Raw genomic sequence first — 22,091 nt, forward strand, 5'->3', positions numbered from 1 at the left:
TCTCTAGCACCCTTACTAATATAATGAAAAAGAAGGTTTTAACGATGGATGAAATGGCACTTATAAAATAGCCTTTCCTGAGGATAAGAAGATAAATGTCTATCTTTATCCTCAAAATGTAATCGATTACTTTATTAGCTGTTATGAAACTCAACCCAACCCTATACAGTAATTTATTTTTAGTTTTTCTCCTACTTATTACTTCATGTAAAGACGAGACAAAACAAACGAAGAAAGATATAGCTACTGCTGATCCATTTGCCCAAGCCGATTCTATCATCAGGTCTATCAAGGTACCCACATTTCCCGACAAAACATTTGATATTACCGATTTCGGTGCCATTAATGACGGAGAAACCAATAGCACAGAGGCTTTTAAAAAAGCGATTGAAGCCTGCAACCAAGCTGGTGGCGGTAAGGTGTTGGTGCCCTCAGGCACATTTCTAACAGGCCCAATTCACCTGTTAGATAATGTAAACCTGCATCTTTCAGAAGGTTCTGAAATTCTATTTTCCACCAACAAGTCTGAGTATTTACCAGTAGTTCACACTTCTTATGAAGGTGTAGAACTTATGAATTATTCTCCCTTGGTATATGCCTACCAGAAAAAGAACATTGCGCTTACCGGCAGGGGTACCTTGAACGGTCAAGCAAACGAGACCAATTGGTGGCCATGGTGTGGAGCTGAACGTTATGGTCACAAAAAAGGAGAGGCTCAACAAAGAGACGACCACAACTTGCCCCGATTGCGAAAAATGAACGAAGAAGCTGTACCCTATCAAGATCGTGTTTTTGGGGAAGGACATCAATTACGACCTGCTTTCTTTCAACCTTTCGGATGTGAAAATGTGCTCGTACAAGGGGTTACTTTCACGAATGCCCCGTTTTGGGTAATGCATCCGATTAAATCAACGAATGTAACCGTTGATGGTGTTATCGTTAGTAGCCACGGGCCAAATAATGACGGTTGCGACCCCGAATATTCGAAAAATGTACACATTAAAAACTGTGTTTTTGATACTGGTGACGACTGTATTGCCATCAAATCAGGTAGAAACGATGAGGGGCGGCGGGTCAACATTCCCAGTGAAAATATCGTGGTAGAAGATTGCCGAATGAAAGACGGGCATGGCGGGGTGGTCATGGGAAGTGAAATATCGGCCGGAGTTCGTAACGTATTCGTTAGAAACTGTCGTATGGATAGCCCTGAACTCGATAGGGCTATTCGCATAAAGACAAATACACTTCGAGGTGGTTTTGTTGAGAATGTGTTTGTAAAGAACATTCAAGTAGGCCAAGTGAAGGAGGCCGTATTGAAAATCAACACTTACTATGGTATTTATGATAACCAAGAAGGCGAACATATACCGACCATACAGAACATTCACCTAGAAAACGTAACGGTTGCCAAAGGTGGAAAATACGGCATTCTAGTTCAAGGACGAGAAGAACGGCCCGTCAAGAACATCACTTTGAAAAATGTAGAAATCAAAGGTGCGGAAACGCCTATATTAGTGGAAAACTCAGAGCCTATTCAATTCGAAAATGTAACAATCAACGGCCAGTCGATGAAGTAAGGCGAAGAGCAAGAAATTACATTCTTAGACCCATAGTTGAATCAGGCCCTCTGTTTCTCCAAGAAGTGGATCTGCTTTTGGTATGGGAAGGGCAGCAATGTTTTTGTCCGCTTCAGGCCTTTCGCCCGGTTCTCCTTTCAATAAATCCCAAGAGCGACCTTCAGGATATGCGCCTACAATACCTAAATTTTCACTTTTCAAATTTTTATGACCTACCCCCGCGGGAATGATAATCACATCACCAGCATCTATTTGAACTTTTTCGCCGTCCTCACCGCCTAGATGGACCAATGCCTTACCGGAATAAACGCCGAGTACTTCATGTGATGTACTGTGGTAATGGTGGAAGGAATAAATACCATTACGCCACGAATTGCTCCATCCGTTCTTTAAAAATCTTGATTCGATCCATTCTGCTCCCGCACTGTTGCGTTCTTCAAAAGCATTTTTGTAAATCAATAGCGGAAATTTACTGTTCGGTATTTGACCATCATCTTTAAAAAGTAACTTTTTTGGTGTCTTTTGCATAGCTCTTATTTGAGAAGGAAAAAAGAAAGCCATAGCTACTAAGCCAGATGCGGTTATAAATTTTTTCCTGTTCATATTCTTTAGACCCTGTGATTTTACAAATCAATTCTTCGCCCTTCTTCTGCAGATTGGTAAGCGGCATAAATCACGTGTACACAATCTACCGCCAAATCGATACCCGAGAGAGGCTGTCTATCTTCTTTTATTGCATAAATGAAATCTGAAATTTCTTGAGAAAAACCCCTGAACCAATCTTCATCGCAGCTAGGGCGGTTCCAACCCGCTTTGGTCTCCAGTTTTTCGGTATAATATTCATTTGCAAAAGTGTTGGGGTCTACCGAATAGGTCTCAACAGCATCGTTCAGCGTCATATTGGCCTTGATAACGCCATCGGTCATGTATGCGGTCACCCTGGTGTTCAGCCCCCCAAGACCCACATCGCTGACCATTACCGTGGCCCTGGACCCATCTTCAAAACGGATTACCACATTTGCCCAATTTTCTACATCAACTGGATTTGAACTTATCCATTCGTGTGCATTGACCACCTTGGCACGGTTAGATGCATCGGAATGCATTAAATCGGCAGTATCGGCAATGACCGAGATGGGCCTTATGGGCCGACCTAACCGCTCATAGCCTTCAAATTGTTTTAAATAGATACAGGCACCTACCGAATGGGCGCCCATACGCAATAAAGACCCTCCGCCCATAAACCTCCATTCCTTTGAGAAAAAAGAATTTGAACCTGAATGGTTTTCCTCAGCCCTCAACTCCAATATAGAACCTTTTGAAGCTCTGATTAATTTCTGCATTTTAAGAATAGGCGGGGAGTATACCCAGTTCTCGGCATAACAAAACTTCACCCTGTTAGACGTAACGGCTTCACGAACAGCTTCGGCATTTTTTGAAGCGCCCCTTCTCATTTTATCACGAGAAACATGCTTACCGATAGGTTGCTCATCATCGGGCTCGCCAAAATAACCCGTTAATGGTTTTTCCATGATAATATGCTTACCCGCATTCGCTGCCTTAATCGCTATTTCATGGTGAGAAGCCGGAGGGGTACATATATCGATAATGTCAATGGCGGGATTGGCCAGAAGTTCTTCCAAACTATCGGTCGCCATAGGAACTTGATAAGCGGCTGCATAGTTTTGGGCACTCTCTTTGGTCAATGCACAAACCCCTCTAATTTCAACTAGCCCATGGGCTAGCTTACTATAATTTTCATAATGCATGCGCGCACCGTATCGCGCACCTACCATTCCAATGCCTAATGTTGCCATAAAGGTGTATTCTGGTGAGTTATTCTTATCTTTTATTCGCTTTTAAAAATTACTAAAAATTGTTTGCCCAAAGAATTAAACTTTTGGGTAATCTGCCTTACCATTAACCCAATGAGCCTACCCTTGCTTTTACGAACTGTACAGACCTTTATCAAATCACCCCTTTTCATTTTTTATGTGGCCATTTGTTTCCCAATAATTTCATTTCAAGGTTGCACCGAACCACCAACAAAAAAGGAGTTGCCTAGAATTTTAATCAGCAGCGATATTGGCGGTACCGACCCGGACGATTTTCAATCGATGATTCACTTGTTGATGTATGCCAATGAGGTTTCCATAGAAGGGCTGGTTTCTTCCCCTTATGGACCGGGGAGAAAAAAGGATTTTTTGGATATCATCGACCTATATGAAAAAGACCTGCCCAAACTCAAGAAACACTCCGAAAGCTTTCCTCACCCGGATTCGCTGCGTAATATCACCAAACAAGGGGAAACAGAACTTGCTCCTTTTAAAGGATTCCGTGAGGCTACCGAAGGCTCGGATTGGATTATTAAATGTGCAAAAAAGGATGATGACCAACCCTTATGGGTATTGGTATGGGGCGGCTTGGAAGATGTGGCGCAAGCCTTACATGACGCCCCGGAAATAAAGGAAAGAATAAAAGTATATTGGATTGGTGGGCCCAACAAAAAATGGGGTGCCTATGCCTATTCCTACATTGCTGAAAACCATCCGGATCTCTGGATGATAGAAGCCAATGCTACCTATCGCGGTTGGTTTATGGACGAGGACTCTCCTGAAGACATTAGTTCTAAAAATTTCTATAAAAACTATATCAAGGGCAAAGGCCACATGGGCAAAGACTTTGTGAATTACTACAACGGAGAAATAAAGATGGGAGACACACCTTCTTTGGCCTATATTCTGAACGGGGATCCCAATGACCCAACAGGTGAGAGCTGGGGCGGAAGTTTTGAGCCCATTAATCGCAGTTCAAGAGCTGTTTTTAACGAAATAAGTGCGAAAACCGATACGATAGCTGCCTACGATATTATTGAATGGCACTTTAAAGGCCCTGAGAAGGAAGTTCCTCAAGATTCCGTTTGTTTTCAATTTGAAATTTGGGAACAAGTTTGGAATGGATACTATTTGGGCAATGGTACTTACGGAGCCCGATATTCACCAAAAAAGCCAGAAACAGGCACTTTTAGAACCACAAGTAACATTTCTGAACTGGATGGTCTCACAGGTTCGTACACCAGTATAACGCCTTGGCCGCACAGACCTTCTAAAACCGATTTTCAACTGGGGCCCAACTGGTACGGTGATAAAAAGGACCCCGAGCAGTTTATCGATGTGCAACAGGGAGCCAAAACGGTGGCCAAACATCGGAAAGCTTTTTTAATGGACTGGGCCGAAAGGTGGAAGTGGTTTGAATAATGGCCTTCCTATTTCAAAACCTTTTTTAGAAAACTATCCATAGCCTTAACGGTAGGCTCAAACCATGGGTGGTACAACACAAAGGAGTGTGGGGCATCATCAAATGCCACTACTTCGCTATAAATATCATTTAAGAACAGCGCCTTTCGAAAATCATCTCTCCCGGCATGCATTCGCTCTACTGAACTATTTATAAATAACGTTGGCGGTGTATCTGAACTGGCATAACCTAGTGGGGATGCAGCCTCCCAAAGCATCGGATTCTCTTTCTTGGCATAACCAAACCAATAGGTCGCTGCTGAAGTACCATTGCTATCATCTCCTTCTCCACTTTCCGGATGCACGAAAGACAAAGTTCCATCCATATCAATGATGGCATTGACCGATGTATTCACCTTTGTTGAATTTGCACGACCTTCAAACAAAGGCATATTTTGGGTAACTCCTAAAAATGCAGCCAGTTCTCCTCCGGCAGAAAAACCTGCCACCGCAATTTTATCGGAATCAAAACCGAATTCTCGTGCTCTGGAGCGAACCCACCTTATAGTTTCCTTTAAATCATATACGGCTGCGGGAAATAAGGCTTCCGTAGATAATCGATACTCAGGGGTAAAACAAACATAGCCCAACCCGGCCAGCTTTTGGGCCATAGGATAATGTTGCGAACGGTCACCAGACCTCCATCCGCCCCCGTGGATAACAATGACGGCCATTCCGTTTTTACTCTTCGAGTCGGCGGGTTGAAAAACATCTAACAAAAGCTTTCTATCGCCCATTTCCCGGTAGACAACATCTCTTTTTTCTTTAATACCTACATTCTTAATCTCTATAACGACCTCAATCTGCGGATAGTTCTTTACATCGTTTTGATAAGCAAAAGAAGTAGTATACGAAGTGTCTTTAAAACCCGTAACGCCCTTCATCGATTGGCACCATCCGTTACAGGCAACAAGCAAAAAAAGAACAACCGGAACTAGTTTTTTTAGAATCATTTTTCAGCTATTTGACCGAACTAGGGGTTCCCGCCTTTTCACCGATAACCACTTCGTTCATACTCACATTTTTTGTATTGGTAAGGGTCAGTCCGTTGGTCGCCTTTTCAATCGTTATCTGGTCAAGAACCACATTTTCTACTTTCTTGGTCGGAAAGCCCTCGATTACAATGCCCGTATTACTAGCGCTCTTGCAGTAGACATTTTTGATGGTCACATCAGATATTTTAGAGGGATGTTCACCACTTCCCTCCCCATGATAATTGGCCGTCATAAAAATAGTGTCCTCCGTTTCACCCAAAGTAAGGTTAGAGATATAAATATTCTTGATATACCCTCCCCTGTCGGAATTCGTCTTAAAATAAATTCCACGTTTTAAATAGCCACTGGCCTTATTGTTTTCTATAAAAACGTTTTTTACGCCAGCAGACATTTCACTTCCGATTACCACCGCATGCAAACCTTTAAAAAAGTTGTTTCGGGCGATAATATTTTCTGAAGGTATATGGCTGTTAGATCTTCCTTCTACGTCTCTACCCGCCTTGATGACGATATTATCATCGGCATTATTGAACTGTACATTTTCAATTAGAACATCACTGGCATATTCCAAATCTATACCATCATTGTTCTTATTGTGCGCGTCATAGGAAATGCCCCTCACCGTAATATTTTTAGATTTGAGAAAGTGAACACACCAGAAGGGGGCGTCTTCAAACTTGACGCCTTCTACCAATATATTTTCGCAATCAAGAAATTGAACCAACTGAGGCCTTAAGAAATGCCCACTACCGAACGTTCGCTCTTTAACAGGAATTTGTTCATGGTTCATCTTCCTGCTAAGCTGTTTGTCTTCATTTTCTTTGGCTTTCCATGTTGCCCACTCGCCATGACCTTCGCCATCGATAACGCCTTCGCCAGTTATAGAAATATTGGTCTTACCGTTGGCATATACAAGCGGACTGTAATTATAAAGCATAGTACCTTCCCAGCTGGTCTCTACCACTGGCAAATAACTTTCGGGCCGGTCATTGAACCTGAGTACCGCTCCTTTTTCTAGATGTAAATTGATGTTGCTTTCTAAATGTATGGGACCGTTTAAAAGGTAAATACCCGATGGAACAACCAACTGTCCACCTTTTTTTCGGCTTAAATGCCTGATAGCTTTCTCAAACGCCCTTCTGCAATCAAAAACGCCATCACCTTTCGCCCCGAATTTGACCACTGAAACCGAATAATCAGGAATTTTAGGTAATCGAATTCTGTTCTCAATGGCCGCAATGGCCGAATCTTGATCAATTTTAATTTGTGCCAACCCTATATTGGTGGCCAAAAAGAGAAAAAAGAATATCAATGGACCGTTTCTCATTTTTGTAAAAAATTGGTAAGCGGAAGTTGTAACGATTGCATTTCTTCAACTGCCAAGCCGGCCACCAATAATGCCCCTTTTTCAGAGAGATGGGTATTATCTGCAATACCTTCGGGATAATAAGGCTCTTCACCAGGTTTGAAATGTAAGTGTAATTTTTTTGAGTTCTCTGGGCCGTAAGTCGTTTCGAGAACTTCCGTCAGATATTGCAAATCGATAAGCGGAACGCTCATTTCATTAGAAACCATTCTAGTTACAACCGGGTATTCGCCGTGGGTATCAATCAGAGAACCGAACTCATTAAAATTCCTTCTCACGATACTGGTAAAAAGTATGGGAGTAGCTCCTTTTGCCCTGGTTTCCTTTACAAAGCGCATTAAATTATGCCTATACGTAGTATGCGGATTGGTAAACCTGCTGGAGTCTTTAAATTTTTGGTCGTTGTGCCCAAATTGGATAAACACATAATCACCACTTTTTAAGGTGGTCAAAACAGAGTCCCACCTATTCTCGGAAATAAAACTTTTTGAACTTCTGCCGTTAACAGCTCTATTATCGACCTTAACCTCATCTGTAAAAAAAGTTTGCAGCACCTGCGCCCAACCATGTTCAGGATTTTTTTCCGGTTCTTTCTTATCGGCCATCGTCGAGTCGCCAATACAATACACAGTAACCTCTTGCGCATTGACCATTAGGCCCACCATAAACATTATACCGGCCAAAACCGATTTTGACATTTTAAAATTTTTCATACCACGAAGGATGTTTCTCGTTTCCTAAAATATTTTCGATTGTATATTCAGACGCCTCGGCAGCGGTTAATTGCTTGGCCCAAGCCACTCGTTCCTTTGGATTAAAACCTGGGCCGTTACACTCGTATTCGGCATAAAGAGCTTCCTTTTCAGCTTCTTTATTAGACCAATTATCCCATCCTTTTGGCAATATATGGTCACCCATCGAACATTGTATAAAAACGGTCTTGGCGTAGGTACGCCAAGGTCGACCAAGATATACTTCATTCGCTTCTTCAGCGGCGGTCAAATTACAGTTCTTAAATACATAACCGAAAGGTTCTCCTTTTGGGGTAGAAGCCGCAGTGATAAAAGAATTTGATTTACTGTGGATGGTACAATCTTGAAACAACACCGTTGCCTGACCGAAAATAAAATCCGTAGTACCTTCTATGTAGCAATTTTTGAAGTACTGCTGAAAACCTTCACCTGTAACATACAGCGTATCCTGATTTCCAGTAATGGTACAGTTTTCAACCAACACTCGATCAGCATTCACTGCCAGCGCCACCGCTTGGCCCACTTCACCTGCCGTATTTTCTATGGTAAGGTTCGCCGCATAGAAATCATTGCCCTGAACCAAAACTGTTGGGGTATGAAAGGTGCTATTTCTACCCAAATTCAGTTTATTGAAATAATCGTCATAAGTAATTATGGTCTTTTCGCGGTCTTCACCAATAAGGCTCATGCGATTGTTCCATTCATAAACTTCAATCTTCTCTCGATAAATCCCGTTTTTTATTTTGATGATCACCCTTTTATCAGGGAAGCCTTTGGCACTATTGATTGCTTCTTGAATCGATGTAAAATCTCCCGACCCGTCTTGGGCCACGGTCATATTATAGATGTCAACTTTTTTCTCGGGATTATTCTGGGCGGTGACCTCCGAGCCGAGAATAAGAAACAGAAAGCAAAATAGGCTACATACAATAGACTTCACGAAACTGTTCATACCATCAAAGTTTTCGCCTTATCAATTAAAAATTGAAGCTCATTCTTTTCTTCTTCCGAAGGCATTACCAACGGCGCCCTAACCGACCCGGCCGGTTTTCCAATGATATCGGCACCTGACTTAATGAGACTTACGGCATAACCCGCCTTTTTACTCCTGAGGCGCACAAAAGGGATAAAGAACTCCTTTAAAATAGACTTTACTTTATCTGAATCGCCTTTTCTTAAAGCTTTGTAGTAGGCTAGTGCCAACTCGGGTACAAAATTGAAAACCGCCGAAGAGTAGGTATTTACCCCTATGGAAAGGTAAGCTTCTGAAATAATTTCTGCCGTGGGCACACCTCCAATATAGGTCAATCTATCCCCTACCGTTTTAATAGTGTCGTTCAAATCTTGCATATTTCCCGTTCCATCTTTTAAACCTACTAGATTAGGGCACTCATTTGCCAATTGAAGTATGGCATTGGCAGATAAAATTCCGTTGGAACGATTGTAATACACTACCGGAAGCTTGGTGCCATTGATAATGGTCTTTGCGTATTCAATGAGTCCATCTTGCGGACAACCTGTTAGATAGGGCGGCATTAAAAGCAACCCATCTACACCTGCCTCCTCAGCCATTTTCGCAAATTCCAAGGCTTCGGGAATACTCCGCCCCACACTGGAAATAACAGGTACCCTTCCCTTATTTTCCTTTACTGCAATTTGTATAATCTGTTGATATTCTTCCTTTGAAAGGGAAAAGAATTCTCCCGTACCACCCGCTACAAAAATGGAGGAAATATCATGCTCTAAAAACCAATCGATTCGTTGGGCATAGCTATCGGCATTAAAACGCCCATCAGCATCCATATCGGTAATGGGAAATGATAAGAGGCCGTCTCCCAAGGCTTTTTTTACTCTTTCAAATTGCATAGTGTCGTGTTTTAAAATTATGTCAATGGCCCTGGATTAAATAGTACCAGGTCATTATGAATACCTAATTGGTCACAGGCCACTTTGGTTTTACCACTGGCCACTTCTAAAATAAGATGAAACAGTTCCCAACCCAATTCTTCCACCGTTGCATTTCCCGTCGCCACCCTACCGGCGTCAAAATCTATTAAATCATGCCAGCGGTTGCTTAACTCAGTATTGCTGGACACCTTTATAACCGGCACCATCGACAAGCCGTAGGGCGTACCCCTACCCGTCATAAAAATATGCACGTTCATTCCAGCTGCCAATTGCAATGTTCCGCATACGAAATCGCCCGCAGGAGTGGCGGCAAAATGGAGTCCCTTTTTCTTGATCCGTTCTCCCGGGGGAATAACGCCTACAATAGGGCTTGTGCCCGATTTGGCAATGGAACCCAACGATTTCTCCACAATAGTACTCAATCCGCCCTTTTTGTTTCCTGGTGACGTATTTTCACTACGGTCTACTTTTCCGGTCTCCAAATAAGCATCATACCATTCCATCTCGTTCAGCAAATCTTTACCCACCTGTTCAGAGGCCGTACGGGGCATTAGCAAATGAACGGCATCACGCACTTCGGTTACTTCCGAAAAAAACACACTGCCACCTGCCCTTACAATTAAGTCGGAGGCATAACCTGCCACAGGGTTCGCCGTAATACCCGAAAAAGCGTCGCTGCCGCCGCACTGCATCCCCACCACCAATTCCGAAGCCGGGCAAACGCTTCGTTTTCTCGCATTTAATTTTCTTAGGTGCTTTTCGGCCAAATTCAAAGCCCCTTCTACCATTTCAGAAAAGCCCTTGAACTTTGGGTCTTGCAAGTAGAGTATATCGCTCTCTTCCCCGTTTTCGGGAACAAGTACTTCTGGGCGTAATTTTTCGCATCCAAGACCAATTACCATCACTTCTCCCCCAAAATTGGGGTTTTTGGTAATGTTCTGAATGGTTCTGATAGGAACAATAGCAGTTGGTGCATTAATGGCCACGCCACACCCATAGGTATGGTTAAGCCCTACCACATCATCTACATTGGGAAAATTAGGTAGAAGCTCTGACTTTATTCGCTTTACTACAAAATCTACCATTCCGGACACACATTGTACGCTGGTGGTGATGGCCAAAACGTTTTTGGTACCCACAGTGCCATCAGCGTTTACATAACCCTCAAAAGTGTAGCCCTCCAGTTTTTCTGGTTCAGGAAGATGATTCTCCTTTATAGTTATCAAATCCAGTTTGGGTGGTTCCGGCAGCGTAATATTGGTCTCGTTTACCCAAGAACCTAGGGATATTGTCTTAGAAGCATAGCCGATGGTTTGTCCGTACCTGATAACCGCATCTCCTTCTTTTAAATCGGTCAACGCCACCTTATGGCCCATAGGTACAAACTCATTTAATTCAATGCCATTTTGGGTTACGCTTCCCGTTTTTATTCCAGCGGGATTGATAACAATACCTACATTGTCATTCTCTGAAGTCTTTATGAGGATTTCATATTCCGTTTTCATCAGACAAAGGGTGCCAATTTAGATAAAACCATCACTGCCAAAAGCCCCGAAAAGCCCATAACCAATAATAAGAGACTAAAATGCCTTATGGTCTCTTTTTCTTCCATCCCGCTCATTTTAGTAATGATCCAAAAGGCACTATCGTTCATCCATGCAAAAACTTTGGAGCCGCAACCGATGGCCAAAGCAATATAAACGGGATGAAATGCCAAATCTGCCTGTGCCATACCACCTATTACCCCAATAGCGGTGACCATCGCTACCGTAGCAGAGCCTTGGGCCGTTCGCACCCCGGCTGAAATAAAAAACGCCAAAGGAAGAATGGCCATTTGGTAGTTGGCGGCCATTTCACCAACCCGAATACCAATGCCCGTTTGTTGCAACATCTGACCGAATGCCCCTCCACAAGAAGTAATAAGAATAATCATTCCCGCACTGCTCAATGCTTCAAAAATGAACTTTTTAAAGGTTTCCACATTTTTAAGACGTACCCACAAAAGATACATGACAATGAGGGTCGATATCATTAATGCAATGTTCGCATCGCCTACCGCAGCAAAAAACTGTGCCAACTTTACCTGAAAAACCGAAGCGTTTTCACCTGTGGACTCTAGTGCCATTTGTGAAAAGGTATTCCCGGTTATTAAAATAATGGGCAGTACAACTGGCAGAAGCGATAGCCAAAGTGAAGGTAATTCTGCTACCTCCTTTTCAGAAAATTGCTTTAAATCGTTAATGGAAATATCAGGCGTATCGCGCATGGGCAAATCCCATTTTTTATTCGCCCACAGGGCATAAAAATAACCGCAAATAATGGTTACCAACCCTACCACCAATCCGCCAATAATCATGGCTCCTAAATCTATTCCCATTTCCTCAGCTACAAAAAGAGGACCGGGTGTGGGCGGAATTAAAGAATGCGCCATAACACCCCCGGCAATAATGGTCATTAGATAAAGTGAAAATTGCTTGGGATTACGCACACCAATGGATTTGACCAAAGGAATCATCAGATAGAAAACGGTATCAAAAAAAACAGGAATGGCCAATGTGAAACTACCCGATAATAAAGCAATGGATGTTCTTTTTTTTCCAAAAAGCGACAACAGCGCCCTAATAATTCTTTCTGCGCCACCACTTCTCATTAAGGCCGTACCTATAATGGAAGCTAAAGCTATAAGAATACCAATTTTACCACTCGTGTTACCAAAAGCGGTCGCCAAACGTTTTCCCAAGCTCATATTTACCAAGGAATTTACTTGGCTTTCTGCCATACCTTGACTTGCGGCAAATTGTGCAATCTGTTCGGGCGATGTTAAAAGTGCGGTAACCAGCGCCGCAAGAAGCAATGAAACCGCCGCATGCAATTTTAATCTAACGATACAGAACAGAACTGTTGCGGTACCTATTAAAATAATGAGCAGCGAATCCATCAAGAATTTTTATTTTCCCATTTCTAAAGAAGCCATCATAAAAGGTCCGGTTCCCTTGGGATCATTAGATCGAATAATTTCGTTTACATAGTAGTCAAAAGAGCCGTCTCGGTATGGATCACCGCCTAAACCTGCCACACCACAGCATCTGTTAAGGTTGACCACGCCATTATCTTCTACAGTGATAAATTCGGTCAATATACCTTCGTAACCTTTTTTTGCGTTCTCCATGAATTTTTCGGGAAGATAACCTTTGTTCACTCCTTTGGCCAAAGTATAGGTGAACATGCAAGTGCCCGTGGCTTCTAGATAATTACCCTCTCTTTCCGGCAAATCCAATACTTGGTACCAGGCACCGGTAGCGTCTTGATATTTCACAATGGCTTCCGCATATCGATTTAGATAGCCCTTTATTTTTTGCCTACCGGAATGGCCTTCCGGTAAAAGCTCGATGATATCAACCAAGGCCATACCGTACCAACCCATACCTCGCGACCAAAAATGTTGTGACAGTCCGGTATCTTTATTTGCCCAACGTTGCTCTTTACTTTCATCCCAACCATGAAAATACAATCCCGTTTTTGGGTCACGGCTGTGCTTTTCAATCAGGTCGAACTGCAATACGATTTTATCGAAAGTTTTCTTGGCCGCTTCTCCTTCCATAAAAGTGCTGGCGTACTTGGCATGAAAAGGCTCTGCCATATACACCCCATCCAACCACATTTGATAGGGATACCGTTGTTTGTGCCAGTAGCCCCCTTCTGAAACAGTAGGCTGGTCTACCAATTGCTGGTGCAGGGTATCCATAGCCATTTTAAATCTTGGTTCTTTTTCTTGTTGATAGAGATAGAAAAGCACATCACCTGACTTGATCATGTCAAGGTTGTAATTGCTTATGTCATATGTTTCGATACTGCCATCTTTGTTGACCATTCTATCTGCATACTCATAGATATAATCGGCAAGCTCATCATGTGGAGTGCTACCTTGAATACGACTCATGCCTTGAAGCACCAATCCGTTCGTATAGCTCCATCTTGATTTATCTTGAAAATCGAGAAGCGTCGGGTCAGGAAAACGATGAACCTCGGAAAGGGCCATACGTTCCGACCATTTAAGATTCTCCGGAACTACCTTTTGTTCTGTTTTTGTTGTAGGAACTTCTTCCTTCTTTTTTTCAGACTTGCAGTTCACAAGAGTCAATGTTAGCATTGCAATACCAACTATTGATGTTATAACGGTCTTCATTTGTAGTAGTTGAGTTTATCGAGGCAATTTAAAGTTGATTCAGCACCTCATCAATATATGTTACAAAACCTTCTTTCGTTTTGATACCGTCTTTTTCTTTTTCCCAAGCGGCGGCAAAATGATAGGTAATCGGTGTTTCGGTCGGTTTGAAAACAACCAAATGATCATCGGTTGCTTCGGTGACCATTGCAACGTCGTCTTTTTTATAAAAAAGGACCATTCCCAACTGATCGGGAACCAATGTTTGCTCACCATAGGTAGCTATATAAGCCCATTCACCATCCTCACTGACCTTTTCCATTAGTTCAATACCCTCAAACTTTACGATACCGGTACATAGGCCATCAATGGCCTTCGAAGGGGTTAAAGTCGCTTTGGTAATGCGCGAATCTGGTTCGATAAAAAGTTCGGTCTTTAAATCTACCTTTTCGTCAAAGGCTGTCCAGCCTTTATAGTTCAGGGTCACTCCAGAACCTGCCTCAGAATTGCTGACAGCTACATCGCGTGCCTCAACATTTTTAAAATGTTCTACGGTCGATTCGCCATCAAACCTGCCATAAGAACCGATCCCAAGAGAGCTACCGGCTTTAAGCACATCCATACCCCAAGAACTATCTTCGTGGTAAGAGTCATAATTATTTACACCGACTTTTGACAGCACCATGGTATCTACCTTTTTACCAAAAATATCGATGGCATTTCTCCAGTCGAAATACAAACGGTACCCCACCTTATTACTCTCCCAACCTGGCCCTTCATAACGGATGTAATATGAATGATCCGTTAAACTATCGGGGGCCTGCAAAAATTCAACATTCTTGAATGTGAGATTATCTCCTACATATTTGGTTCCCTGCCACTCGCCTCCTTCCTTGACAGAGATTTCGGCATATGTCTTTGAAGCGTTTTCTGAAACTTCGGCAGACGCTTCAATAGAATCAGATTGCTTCTTAGGGCTTTCTTTGCATGAACTGACGGCAACCAACAATAGGGCTGCTAAGGGCACAAATAACTTCATATTTTAAAAATATCAATAATGTTTACTAGATAGGAAATTTTCAAGGACTTTAACTTCAATTAATTAGGCGCATCAAATCACCTTTTATCTTAAATGTAATCGATTACGAAAATAAAAATATAATAACAACTTCCTAAATATTGATTATACTTTTTGTGAGTGAGAGAAGTTTTTACGACCTAAATTCACAATTCGATTCCATCATCAATTATAAGTTTGTCAGATTTTTCTATGAAAGTCTTGATATTATTAAATTTTATTCTAAATTTATGCAATCGATTACATATTGAATTTGATTTCTTTTCTTTTTTAGAGTTGGAATCTAAGATTTGATAGGGATTGATTCTTTAGGATTAGTTTTAAGTTAGTTTGGATTCGAAGGGCAACCAGCATAATCTCAAAAAATAAATTAGATGTTCCCGTATTTAGTTTAGTCGAGCAGAGATTGGGTTGCCCTTCGTAATTTTCTAGACTAAGACCAATTTACCGTACAGTTTTTGACCAAATAATTTGAGTAAAGGCGATTGACCTTGAGGGTTTCGCCAATTAAATTCTTTTTACTTAAATTGAACGGATTTTCACAAATACACCCTAAAATTGTTTTAGTTGTTGCATTTTTGCCTTTAGTGAAGCTTAAAATGGCGTAATAATCAGTTTTAATGGCCAAACCAACAATACAGAATTTGTGAATTTTCAGCCAAACCGCTTTCTACCCATAAACCAGTGTAGATGAAAAAAACTACAATCTATGACATTGCCAAAGAACTAAACATAACTGCGGCAACAGTTTCTCGGGCCCTAAATAACAACCCAAGAATAAGTGAAGATACCAAGAAATTAGTGCAAGAAACGGCCCAACGGCTGAACTATAAACAAAACCGTGTCGCTCAAGCCTTAAAGAGCGGCAAGAGCAACAATGTGGGGGTGGTTGTACCTTACATCAATAGAAACTTTTTTTCGAATATCATTCGTGGAATCGAAGAAGAGCTCAATCCGAAGGGGTATCATGTAATCATTTCACAAACGCATGAGAAAGCCAATAAAGAAATTGATATTGTCCAGAATCTACTAAATGCCCAAGTAGATGGTATTCTCATATCTATATCAAGGCAGACCAGTAGCGATGAACATTTTGTTCAGGTTCTGGAAAAGAATGTTCCCTTAATATTTTTTGATAGAAAAAAGGAAATCAAAGGTGGTAGCTCGGTGACTTTAGACGACTTTGATGGTGCCTATCAAGCGACCAAGCATTTAATAGAGCAAGGTTGCCAGAAGATAGCCCACATGACCATTGACCTTTCACTATTAATTTACCAAAACCGTTTGGCGGGTTATAAAAAGGCCCTTACCGACCATGGCATGACATTCAAGCCGGAATATGTAATAGGCTTGCAGAGCGAGATAGTGGCCGGTAAAGATGCCGCGCAAAAACTGATGGAATTGCCAGAACCGCCAGATGCAATTTTTTCTTCAACCGATCTTGGGGCTTTAGGTGCCATTCAATATCTGAAGGAAATAGGATTAAAAATTCCCGATGATTTCTGTGTAGTCGGCTTCAGTAACGAACCCTTTACCCAATTTATGGAACTACCCATTACCTCAGTTGATCAAGCCCCTTTGACCATGGGCAAAACTGCCGCAAAGGTGTTCTTGGAGCAAATGGATTCAGAAGGAGTGAAGATTGAAAAGAACGTGGTTCTCAATCCTACTTTAGAGATAAGAAAATCATCACTGAAAAAAGGCAAATAGTTGCTTTTGCTAAAGCGACACCCCTCTTTTCCAAGGAATAAAATCATTCTGATTAAGGGCGTCAGCTTTAGCGGTAATTTCACCACTGGCGACTTTGATTACATAGTCCAATATTTCTTCGCCCATCTCAGGTATTGACTTTTCTCCCCTTATCACTGCACCTGTATCGATATCGATGATGTCTGACATTCTTTGGGCCAATGCAGTATTAGACGAAACTTTTAGAACTGGTGCTATCGGGTTTCCCGTGGGTGTACCCAATCCTGTAGTAAATACAACTATGTTAGCGCCAGAGCCTACCATACCCGTTGTACTTTCGACATCGTTCCCCGGGGTACAAAGAAGATTGAGACCAGGTTTTACTACATACTCGCCATAATCTAAAATGGCCTCGATTGGCGAGGTGCCTCCCTTCTTGGCCGCACCTGCAGACTTCATAGCATCGGTTATCAGTCCGTCTTTGATATTACCCGGTGAAGGATTCATATCAAATCCTGATCCAGCAGCTTCTGCCGCCAGCTCGTAGGCTTTCATCAATTGCATGAAACGTTCGGCATCTTCGTCATTCACGCAACGATTGACCAACTCTTGTTCCACACCGCAAAGCTCAGGAAATTCTGATAAAATTGGTGAACCCCCTACCGCTGCCAATAGGTCGGAGGCATACCCCAAAGAAGGGTTGGCCGAAATACCCGAAAATCCGTCAGACCCCCCACATTCCAATCCGAGTTTCAATTTAGAAATCGGGGCCGGTTGACGTTGAATTTGGTTCGCTTTTTTAATACCATCAAAAGATTCTTTGATAATAGTATTGAGCATGTCATCAACTGTACCCATTTGCTGCTGCTCATAAATAAGAACCGGCTTCTCTAAATTGGGGTCTATAGTATTGATGGCATTCTTTAATATCTCTATCTGTAAATTTTGACAACCTAAACTGAGTACGGTAGCACCGGCAACATTGGGATTTTTTATATAACCCGCCAGCAGTCGTGCCAAGGTCTCGGAATCTTGCCTTATGCCCCCGCAACCGCCTTGGTGTGTTATGAACCTGACCTCAACGTTATCGAATGTCTGTTGGCCCTCTTCTTCCTCGCCATCCGCTACGGAAGAAGGGTTACCGCTGATTAGATTTCGAAGTAGTCGCCTTTGTCTGCTTACTTTGCCAATGGAGAGTTCTTTCTCGAAAACATCCTTTAGAATTTCGATATTTCTGTTTTCACAAAAAACCAAGGGAAAAAATAACCATACGTTCGTCGTGCCTACCTGGCCATCAGGTCTATGATAGCCCATAAACGTGCGGTCTTTCCATTTAGAAATATCCGGTGGCGACCAGGTGAACCTTGCTGTTCTTTTTTCTACGGGACTACTTTCGTGTCTTACATTATCAACTGTTAAGGCATCGCCCTTTTTGATTTCGGTAACAGCTTTTCCTACTAGAACGCCGTACATGATAATTTCATCATCAACATTCAAGTCTGTCAAAGTAATTTTATGCTTTGCCTTTACGTCAGATAATATAATAAGCTCTTCATTATCTAAAGAAGTCCTATCACCCTGCACCAAATCTACTAGCGCAATGGCCACATTATCGTCTGGCTGTACTTTGATCAGTTTAGTTTGCATAACTTTTAGCCTTTAGTTCACTTTCAAATTTAGCAAAACCTTCTTTGATGCCCTTTTCTTCAATAGATTTTAAAGCAACCGTGATAGCTGAAGTCAAATTAGGAATTTCGTTTAAATCGCTACCCCAATAATTCGATTTTGCAAGTACCTGCTTACTGACTTCTTCAACCGGTGAAGATTGCCAAATACGAGCAAAGTCAGAAACTATGGCCTCATCATCATTTACAGGCATATCCCTACCCTCAAAAGTTCCTTTATAGAATCGGATGAGGCAGGCAAAGGAGAACACCATATGAATCGGCAAGCTCTCTTTTCTAGAGACATACTCCAGCAAACTCGGCAATACCCGCACTTTAAACTTAGAGACAGTATTTAAGGCGATACTGGCCAATTTGTGCTTAATAAACGGGTTTCTAAACCGGTCGAATACAGCCTCGGCAAAGGCTTCGAGTTCATTAAGTTCCATATCCAACGTAGGAATGATTTCCTCAAAAACAACCGAACGAATAAAGGGGCCCGTGAAACTTTCATCAACGCTCTCTTTCACCGTTTCATTGCCATAAAGAAGAGAAAAGGGAACCATTGCGGTATGTGCCCCGTTCAATATGCGCACTTTTCGGGTTCTAAAAGGTTGCATATCGGCAACTATCTTCACATCAAGGTCTGTTTTTTGAAAAGGCAGCTTTTGCTTAAGCTCTTCATCGCCCTCGATTACCCATAAAAAGAAGGTTTCTGCACTTACAATGAGATTATCGGCATAATCAAGCTGCTTGTTGTACGCCTCTATTTCGTCTTTAGGATACCCTGGCACAATACGGTCGACCAAGGTGTTGTGCCATGAACAAGATTCGGTAAGCCAAGTTTCAAATCCTTCAGGAAGGTTCCATATGTCCACATAGCTCAATACAACTTTCTTTAATGTATCGGCATTGTAATTAATTAGCTCGCATGGTATTATGGTCAGACCTTTCTTCTTATCGCCCTCAAAATGGGAATATCTATGATACAACAAAGCTGTCAGCTTAGCCGGAAAAGAGGATGGAGGCGTCATATCGAGCGTATCACTCTCTTCGTATGCTATACCCGCTTCAGTAGTGTTTGAAATAATAAACTGTAGTTCTTCTTCTTCAGCAAGCCTTAAAAAATCTTCAAAGTGCTCATAAGGGTTGATTCCGCGAACAATGTTGCTAATCAATTCGTTTTCCTCTACCTCTTTACCTTCTTTAATCCCTTTGGTGAACAATGTATACAGCCCCTCTTGCTCATTAAGCATAGAAACCATTCCCCTCGAAATCGGTTGAACCACGGCAATACCACCGTTGAAATTGGCTTCTTGATTCAGTCTTTGAAACGCCAAGGCCACAAAGGCTCTTAAAAAATTACCCTCACCGAATTGCACTACTTTGATGGGTAATGTCTCGGTCAGTGATAGATTGGTTCTATTTAACTTTCTCATTTGTTCGTATTTAATAAGGCCTACTTTTCAGGCGAAAAAGGCAAGTTGATTCTTTTTATAGGTATCTACTACGGGTTTGTTTTAAGCAAGCGATAGCAGCTAGCCACTTGATTACCTGGCAACCCTACCTGAGGCATCGCCACCCATCAACTTTTCAACCTCATCTACGGAAACAAGGTTGGCATCACCCATAATCGTATGTTTCAAACAAGAGGCGGCCACTGCGAAATTCAAGGCATTTTGATCATCTTCCGGATACTTAAGCAACCCATATATCAACCCACCCATAAAAGAATCGCCACCGCCTACGCGATCAACAATGTCGGTAATTTGATACTGTGGAGATTCGTACATATCAGACCCATCGTATAAAACTCCTGCCCACGTATTGTGCGAGGCACTGATAGACCCTCTCAAAGTGGTAATGACTTTTTTCGCTTTTGGAAATTTCTTCATCATTTGCTTACATACCGACAAGAAGGCCTCGGCCTTTACGTCGTGACCATGTTTATGCACGTCAAGACCTTCAGGATGAATACCGAAGTGTTTTTCTGCATCTTCCTCATTACCCAAAATAATATCGCAATACGAGGTCAGTTCAGTCATAATAGCATCTCTATTGCCACCATATTGCCATAACTTAGCTCGGTAATTTAAATCGGTCGATATGGTGATTCCCTTCTCACTGGCAGCTTTCACCGCTTCCAAACAGGCATCGGCTGCACCTTGTGAGATTGCAGGAGTTATGCCCGTCCAGTGAAACCATTGACAATCTTTAAAAACATCGTTCCAATCAATCATACCTGGCTTGATTTCAGCAATAGCCGAATGTGAACGGTCATAGACCACTTTACTACCTCGGCTAACGGCACCCGTTTCTAAAAAGTAAATACCTAAACGATCACCACCGTAGATTATCTTGTCTACCCCTACCCCTCTTTTTCGCATCTCCATCATGGCGCAATCACCAATATCATTTTTGGGCAATCGGGTTACAAAATCTACCGGCACGCCGTAATTGGCCAATGACACGGCTACATTCGATTCGCCACCACCATAAACCACATCAAAGCTATTCGCTTGAGAAAATCTTAAAAATCCGGGAGGTGCCAAACGCAACATTATCTCACCGAAGGTTACTACTTTTTTCATTGATTAATTGAGTTGATATTTTTGTGCACTGTTAAAATAAGTTTCAAATGCCTGGGAAAGAGCATGCTAATCGAAATCGCTAGGCTTACTTGAGTTCGTCCGGCGGACAAACGTCCATATCGCCGTAGTCTAAATTCTCACCTGCCATACCCCATATAAAAGAGTAGTTACTTGTGCCTGATCCAGAGTGAATCGACCATTCAGGCGATAGTACAGCTTGGTTACCTTTCATGAAGATATGTCTCGTATGCTGGGGTTGGCCCATAAAATGGCATACGGTTTGGCCTTCTTCCAAATCAAAATAAAAATAAGCCTCCATACGTCGCTCATGGGTGTGGGCCGGCATGGTATTCCAAACATTACCCTCTACCAATTCGGTAATTCCCATTTGTAATTGGCAAGTTTCAACAATACTATTTACTATCAATTTATTGAGAACCCGCTTATTTGCATATTTGCTATCTCCCAATTGTATCACCTCTGCATTCTCCTTACCCACTTTCTTCGTTGGAAAACTTTGATGGGCAGGAGCTGAATTGATATAGAAAAGAGGAGAACCGCCAGATTTAAAAACAACCTCTTTAGCACCTTTACCTACATATAGGGCTTCCTTTTTATCTAAATCATAAAGGGTACCGTCAACCGATACCTGACCTTTGTCGCCTACATTTACGATACCTAGCTCCCGACGGTCTAAAAAATTCTCCGACTTCAAATAGGGTATGGTCTCTAGTACCAAATCTTTACCAACTGGCTTTGCGCCACCTACTATATACCGATCGTACATAGAATAAGTCAAGTTGATGGTATCATCTTGAAATAAGGTGTCTATCAGAAAATGGTCTCTTAATTCATCGGTCCCGTATTTTTTGGCATCCTCGGGGTGAGAGGCATATCTAAACTCGTAGTTTGTCATTATTTAAAATATTATGTAATCGATTACGCGAAATTAAGGATTTTTATGAATCCGCAAGGATAATCTTTTGATTTTAAACATTTATTAATAATCC

18 protein-coding genes are annotated in these 22,091 nt (G+C 42.0%); 3 read left to right on the forward strand and 15 right to left on the reverse strand.

Annotated elements, in window-relative coordinates:
- Positions 1 to 143 precede the first annotated feature (143 nt).
- Positions 144 to 1,577 carry a glycoside hydrolase family 28 protein gene (locus tag IL356_RS02460; protein WP_121847376.1) on the forward strand — a complete coding sequence of 478 codons (1,434 nt, stop codon included), beginning with the start codon at positions 144 to 146 and terminating at the stop codon, positions 1,575 to 1,577.
- 24 nt (positions 1,578 to 1,601) lie between these two features.
- Here the strand turns inward: IL356_RS02460 and IL356_RS02465 are convergent, their stop codons facing one another.
- Both IL356_RS02465 and IL356_RS02470 read right to left on the reverse strand, forming a co-directional pair.
- Positions 1,602 to 2,105, reverse strand: coding sequence for a cupin domain-containing protein (locus tag IL356_RS02465; protein WP_205601266.1), 504 nt, complete (start codon positions 2,103 to 2,105; stop codon positions 1,602 to 1,604).
- Between the two features lie 95 nt (positions 2,106 to 2,200).
- Entirely contained in the window at positions 2,201 to 3,394 is a 1,194-nt protein-coding gene (locus tag IL356_RS02470) for a Gfo/Idh/MocA family protein (protein ID WP_121847374.1), read from the reverse strand.
- A gap of 240 nt (positions 3,395 to 3,634) precedes the next feature.
- Between IL356_RS02470 and IL356_RS02475 the strand changes: the two genes are divergently transcribed.
- Positions 3,635 to 4,834, forward strand: coding sequence for a nucleoside hydrolase-like domain-containing protein (locus IL356_RS02475; RefSeq protein ID WP_205601265.1), 1,200 nt, complete (start codon positions 3,635 to 3,637; stop codon positions 4,832 to 4,834).
- A gap of 8 nt (positions 4,835 to 4,842) precedes the next feature.
- Here IL356_RS02475 and IL356_RS02480 read toward each other — a convergent pair whose 3' ends face one another.
- Genes IL356_RS02480 through IL356_RS02520 form a run of 9 tightly spaced genes read right to left on the reverse strand, consistent with a single transcriptional unit; the run spans position 4,843 to position 15,098 of the window.
- Positions 4,843 to 5,826 (reverse strand): alpha/beta hydrolase, encoded by a 984-nt coding sequence (locus IL356_RS02480; RefSeq protein WP_121847372.1) that lies wholly within the window; start codon positions 5,824 to 5,826, stop codon positions 4,843 to 4,845.
- 7 nt (positions 5,827 to 5,833) lie between these two features.
- Entirely contained in the window at positions 5,834 to 7,195 is a 1,362-nt protein-coding gene (locus IL356_RS02485; RefSeq protein WP_121847371.1) for a glycoside hydrolase family 28 protein, read from the reverse strand.
- Positions 7,192 to 7,932 carry a rhamnogalacturonan acetylesterase gene (locus tag IL356_RS02490; RefSeq protein WP_121850563.1) on the reverse strand — a complete coding sequence of 247 codons (741 nt, stop codon included), beginning with the start codon at positions 7,930 to 7,932 and terminating at the stop codon, positions 7,192 to 7,194. Before IL356_RS02490 ends, IL356_RS02485 begins: the two co-directional genes overlap by 4 nt.
- Position 7,933: 1 nt before the next feature.
- Positions 7,934 to 8,938 (reverse strand): pectinesterase family protein, encoded by a 1,005-nt coding sequence (locus IL356_RS02495; RefSeq protein ID WP_121847370.1) that lies wholly within the window; start codon positions 8,936 to 8,938, stop codon positions 7,934 to 7,936.
- Positions 8,935 to 9,852, reverse strand: coding sequence for a 5-dehydro-4-deoxyglucarate dehydratase (gene kdgD, locus IL356_RS02500; RefSeq protein ID WP_121847369.1), 918 nt, complete (start codon positions 9,850 to 9,852; stop codon positions 8,935 to 8,937). The genes IL356_RS02495 and kdgD overlap by 4 nt, the downstream gene beginning before the upstream one ends.
- 17 nt (positions 9,853 to 9,869) lie before the next feature.
- Positions 9,870 to 11,399 carry a galactarate dehydratase gene (gene garD, locus IL356_RS02505; RefSeq protein WP_121847368.1) on the reverse strand — a complete coding sequence of 510 codons (1,530 nt, stop codon included), beginning with the start codon at positions 11,397 to 11,399 and terminating at the stop codon, positions 9,870 to 9,872.
- Positions 11,399 to 12,832 carry a GntP family permease gene (locus IL356_RS02510; RefSeq protein WP_121847367.1) on the reverse strand — a complete coding sequence of 478 codons (1,434 nt, stop codon included), beginning with the start codon at positions 12,830 to 12,832 and terminating at the stop codon, positions 11,399 to 11,401. The genes garD and IL356_RS02510 overlap by 1 nt, the downstream gene beginning before the upstream one ends.
- A 9-nt stretch (positions 12,833 to 12,841) precedes the next feature.
- Positions 12,842 to 14,080 carry a glycoside hydrolase family 88/105 protein gene (locus IL356_RS02515; protein WP_121847366.1) on the reverse strand — a complete coding sequence of 413 codons (1,239 nt, stop codon included), beginning with the start codon at positions 14,078 to 14,080 and terminating at the stop codon, positions 12,842 to 12,844.
- A gap of 28 nt (positions 14,081 to 14,108) precedes the next feature.
- Entirely contained in the window at positions 14,109 to 15,098 is a 990-nt protein-coding gene (locus tag IL356_RS02520; protein WP_121847365.1) for a DUF4861 family protein, read from the reverse strand.
- A 729-nt stretch (positions 15,099 to 15,827) separates the two neighbouring features.
- Here IL356_RS02520 and IL356_RS02525 point away from each other — a divergent pair.
- Positions 15,828 to 16,847, forward strand: coding sequence for a LacI family DNA-binding transcriptional regulator (locus tag IL356_RS02525; protein WP_121847364.1), 1,020 nt, complete (start codon positions 15,828 to 15,830; stop codon positions 16,845 to 16,847).
- 9 nt (positions 16,848 to 16,856) lie between these two features.
- Here IL356_RS02525 and IL356_RS02530 read toward each other — a convergent pair whose 3' ends face one another.
- The 4 genes from IL356_RS02530 to kduI all read right to left on the reverse strand — a co-directional run bounded on the left by IL356_RS02530 (position 16,857) and on the right by kduI (position 21,997).
- Positions 16,857 to 18,473, reverse strand: a complete 1,617-nt coding sequence (locus tag IL356_RS02530; RefSeq protein WP_121847363.1) for a UxaA family hydrolase — start codon at positions 18,471 to 18,473, stop codon at positions 16,857 to 16,859.
- Positions 18,463 to 19,929, reverse strand: coding sequence for a tagaturonate reductase (locus tag IL356_RS02535; RefSeq protein WP_121847362.1), 1,467 nt, complete (start codon positions 19,927 to 19,929; stop codon positions 18,463 to 18,465). Before IL356_RS02535 ends, IL356_RS02530 begins: the two co-directional genes overlap by 11 nt.
- Before the next feature lie 111 nt (positions 19,930 to 20,040).
- Positions 20,041 to 21,081, reverse strand: coding sequence for a sugar kinase (locus IL356_RS02540; RefSeq protein ID WP_121847361.1), 1,041 nt, complete (start codon positions 21,079 to 21,081; stop codon positions 20,041 to 20,043).
- 85 nt (positions 21,082 to 21,166) lie between these two features.
- Entirely contained in the window at positions 21,167 to 21,997 is an 831-nt protein-coding gene (kduI, locus tag IL356_RS02545) for a 5-dehydro-4-deoxy-D-glucuronate isomerase (RefSeq protein WP_121847360.1), read from the reverse strand.
- Positions 21,998 to 22,091: the final 94 nt, after the last annotated feature.

Origin of the sequence: Euzebyella marina, assembly GCF_014855515.1 — a bacterium.
GTDB classification, from domain to species: domain Bacteria; phylum Bacteroidota; class Bacteroidia; order Flavobacteriales; family Flavobacteriaceae; genus Euzebyella; species Euzebyella marina.

Coding starts and splice junctions, on each gene's coding strand:
- IL356_RS02465 (WP_205601266.1), bottom strand. CDS start 2,105: ATGCAAAAGACACCAAAAAAGTTACTTTTTAAAGATGATGGTCAAATA.
- IL356_RS02470 (WP_121847374.1), bottom strand. CDS start 3,394: ATGGCAACATTAGGCATTGGAATGGTAGGTGCGCGATACGGTGCGCGC.
- IL356_RS02540 (WP_121847361.1), bottom strand. CDS start 21,081: ATGAAAAAAGTAGTAACCTTCGGTGAGATAATGTTGCGTTTGGCACCT.
- IL356_RS02490 (WP_121850563.1), bottom strand. CDS start 7,932: ATGTCAAAATCGGTTTTGGCCGGTATAATGTTTATGGTGGGCCTAATG.
- kduI (WP_121847360.1), bottom strand. CDS start 21,997: ATGACAAACTACGAGTTTAGATATGCCTCTCACCCCGAGGATGCCAAA.
- IL356_RS02480 (WP_121847372.1), bottom strand. CDS start 5,826: ATGATTCTAAAAAAACTAGTTCCGGTTGTTCTTTTTTTGCTTGTTGCC.
- IL356_RS02530 (WP_121847363.1), bottom strand. CDS start 18,473: ATGCAAACTAAACTGATCAAAGTACAGCCAGACGATAATGTGGCCATT.
- IL356_RS02520 (WP_121847365.1), bottom strand. CDS start 15,098: ATGAAGTTATTTGTGCCCTTAGCAGCCCTATTGTTGGTTGCCGTCAGT.
- IL356_RS02485 (WP_121847371.1), bottom strand. CDS start 7,195: ATGAGAAACGGTCCATTGATATTCTTTTTTCTCTTTTTGGCCACCAAT.
- IL356_RS02510 (WP_121847367.1), bottom strand. CDS start 12,832: ATGGATTCGCTGCTCATTATTTTAATAGGTACCGCAACAGTTCTGTTC.
- kdgD (WP_121847369.1), bottom strand. CDS start 9,852: ATGCAATTTGAAAGAGTAAAAAAAGCCTTGGGAGACGGCCTCTTATCA.
- garD (WP_121847368.1), bottom strand. CDS start 11,399: ATGAAAACGGAATATGAAATCCTCATAAAGACTTCAGAGAATGACAAT.
- IL356_RS02535 (WP_121847362.1), bottom strand. CDS start 19,929: ATGAGAAAGTTAAATAGAACCAATCTATCACTGACCGAGACATTACCC.
- IL356_RS02495 (WP_121847370.1), bottom strand. CDS start 8,938: ATGAACAGTTTCGTGAAGTCTATTGTATGTAGCCTATTTTGCTTTCTG.
- IL356_RS02525 (WP_121847364.1), top strand. CDS start 15,828: ATGAAAAAAACTACAATCTATGACATTGCCAAAGAACTAAACATAACT.
- IL356_RS02460 (WP_121847376.1), top strand. CDS start 144: ATGAAACTCAACCCAACCCTATACAGTAATTTATTTTTAGTTTTTCTC.
- IL356_RS02515 (WP_121847366.1), bottom strand. CDS start 14,080: ATGAAGACCGTTATAACATCAATAGTTGGTATTGCAATGCTAACATTG.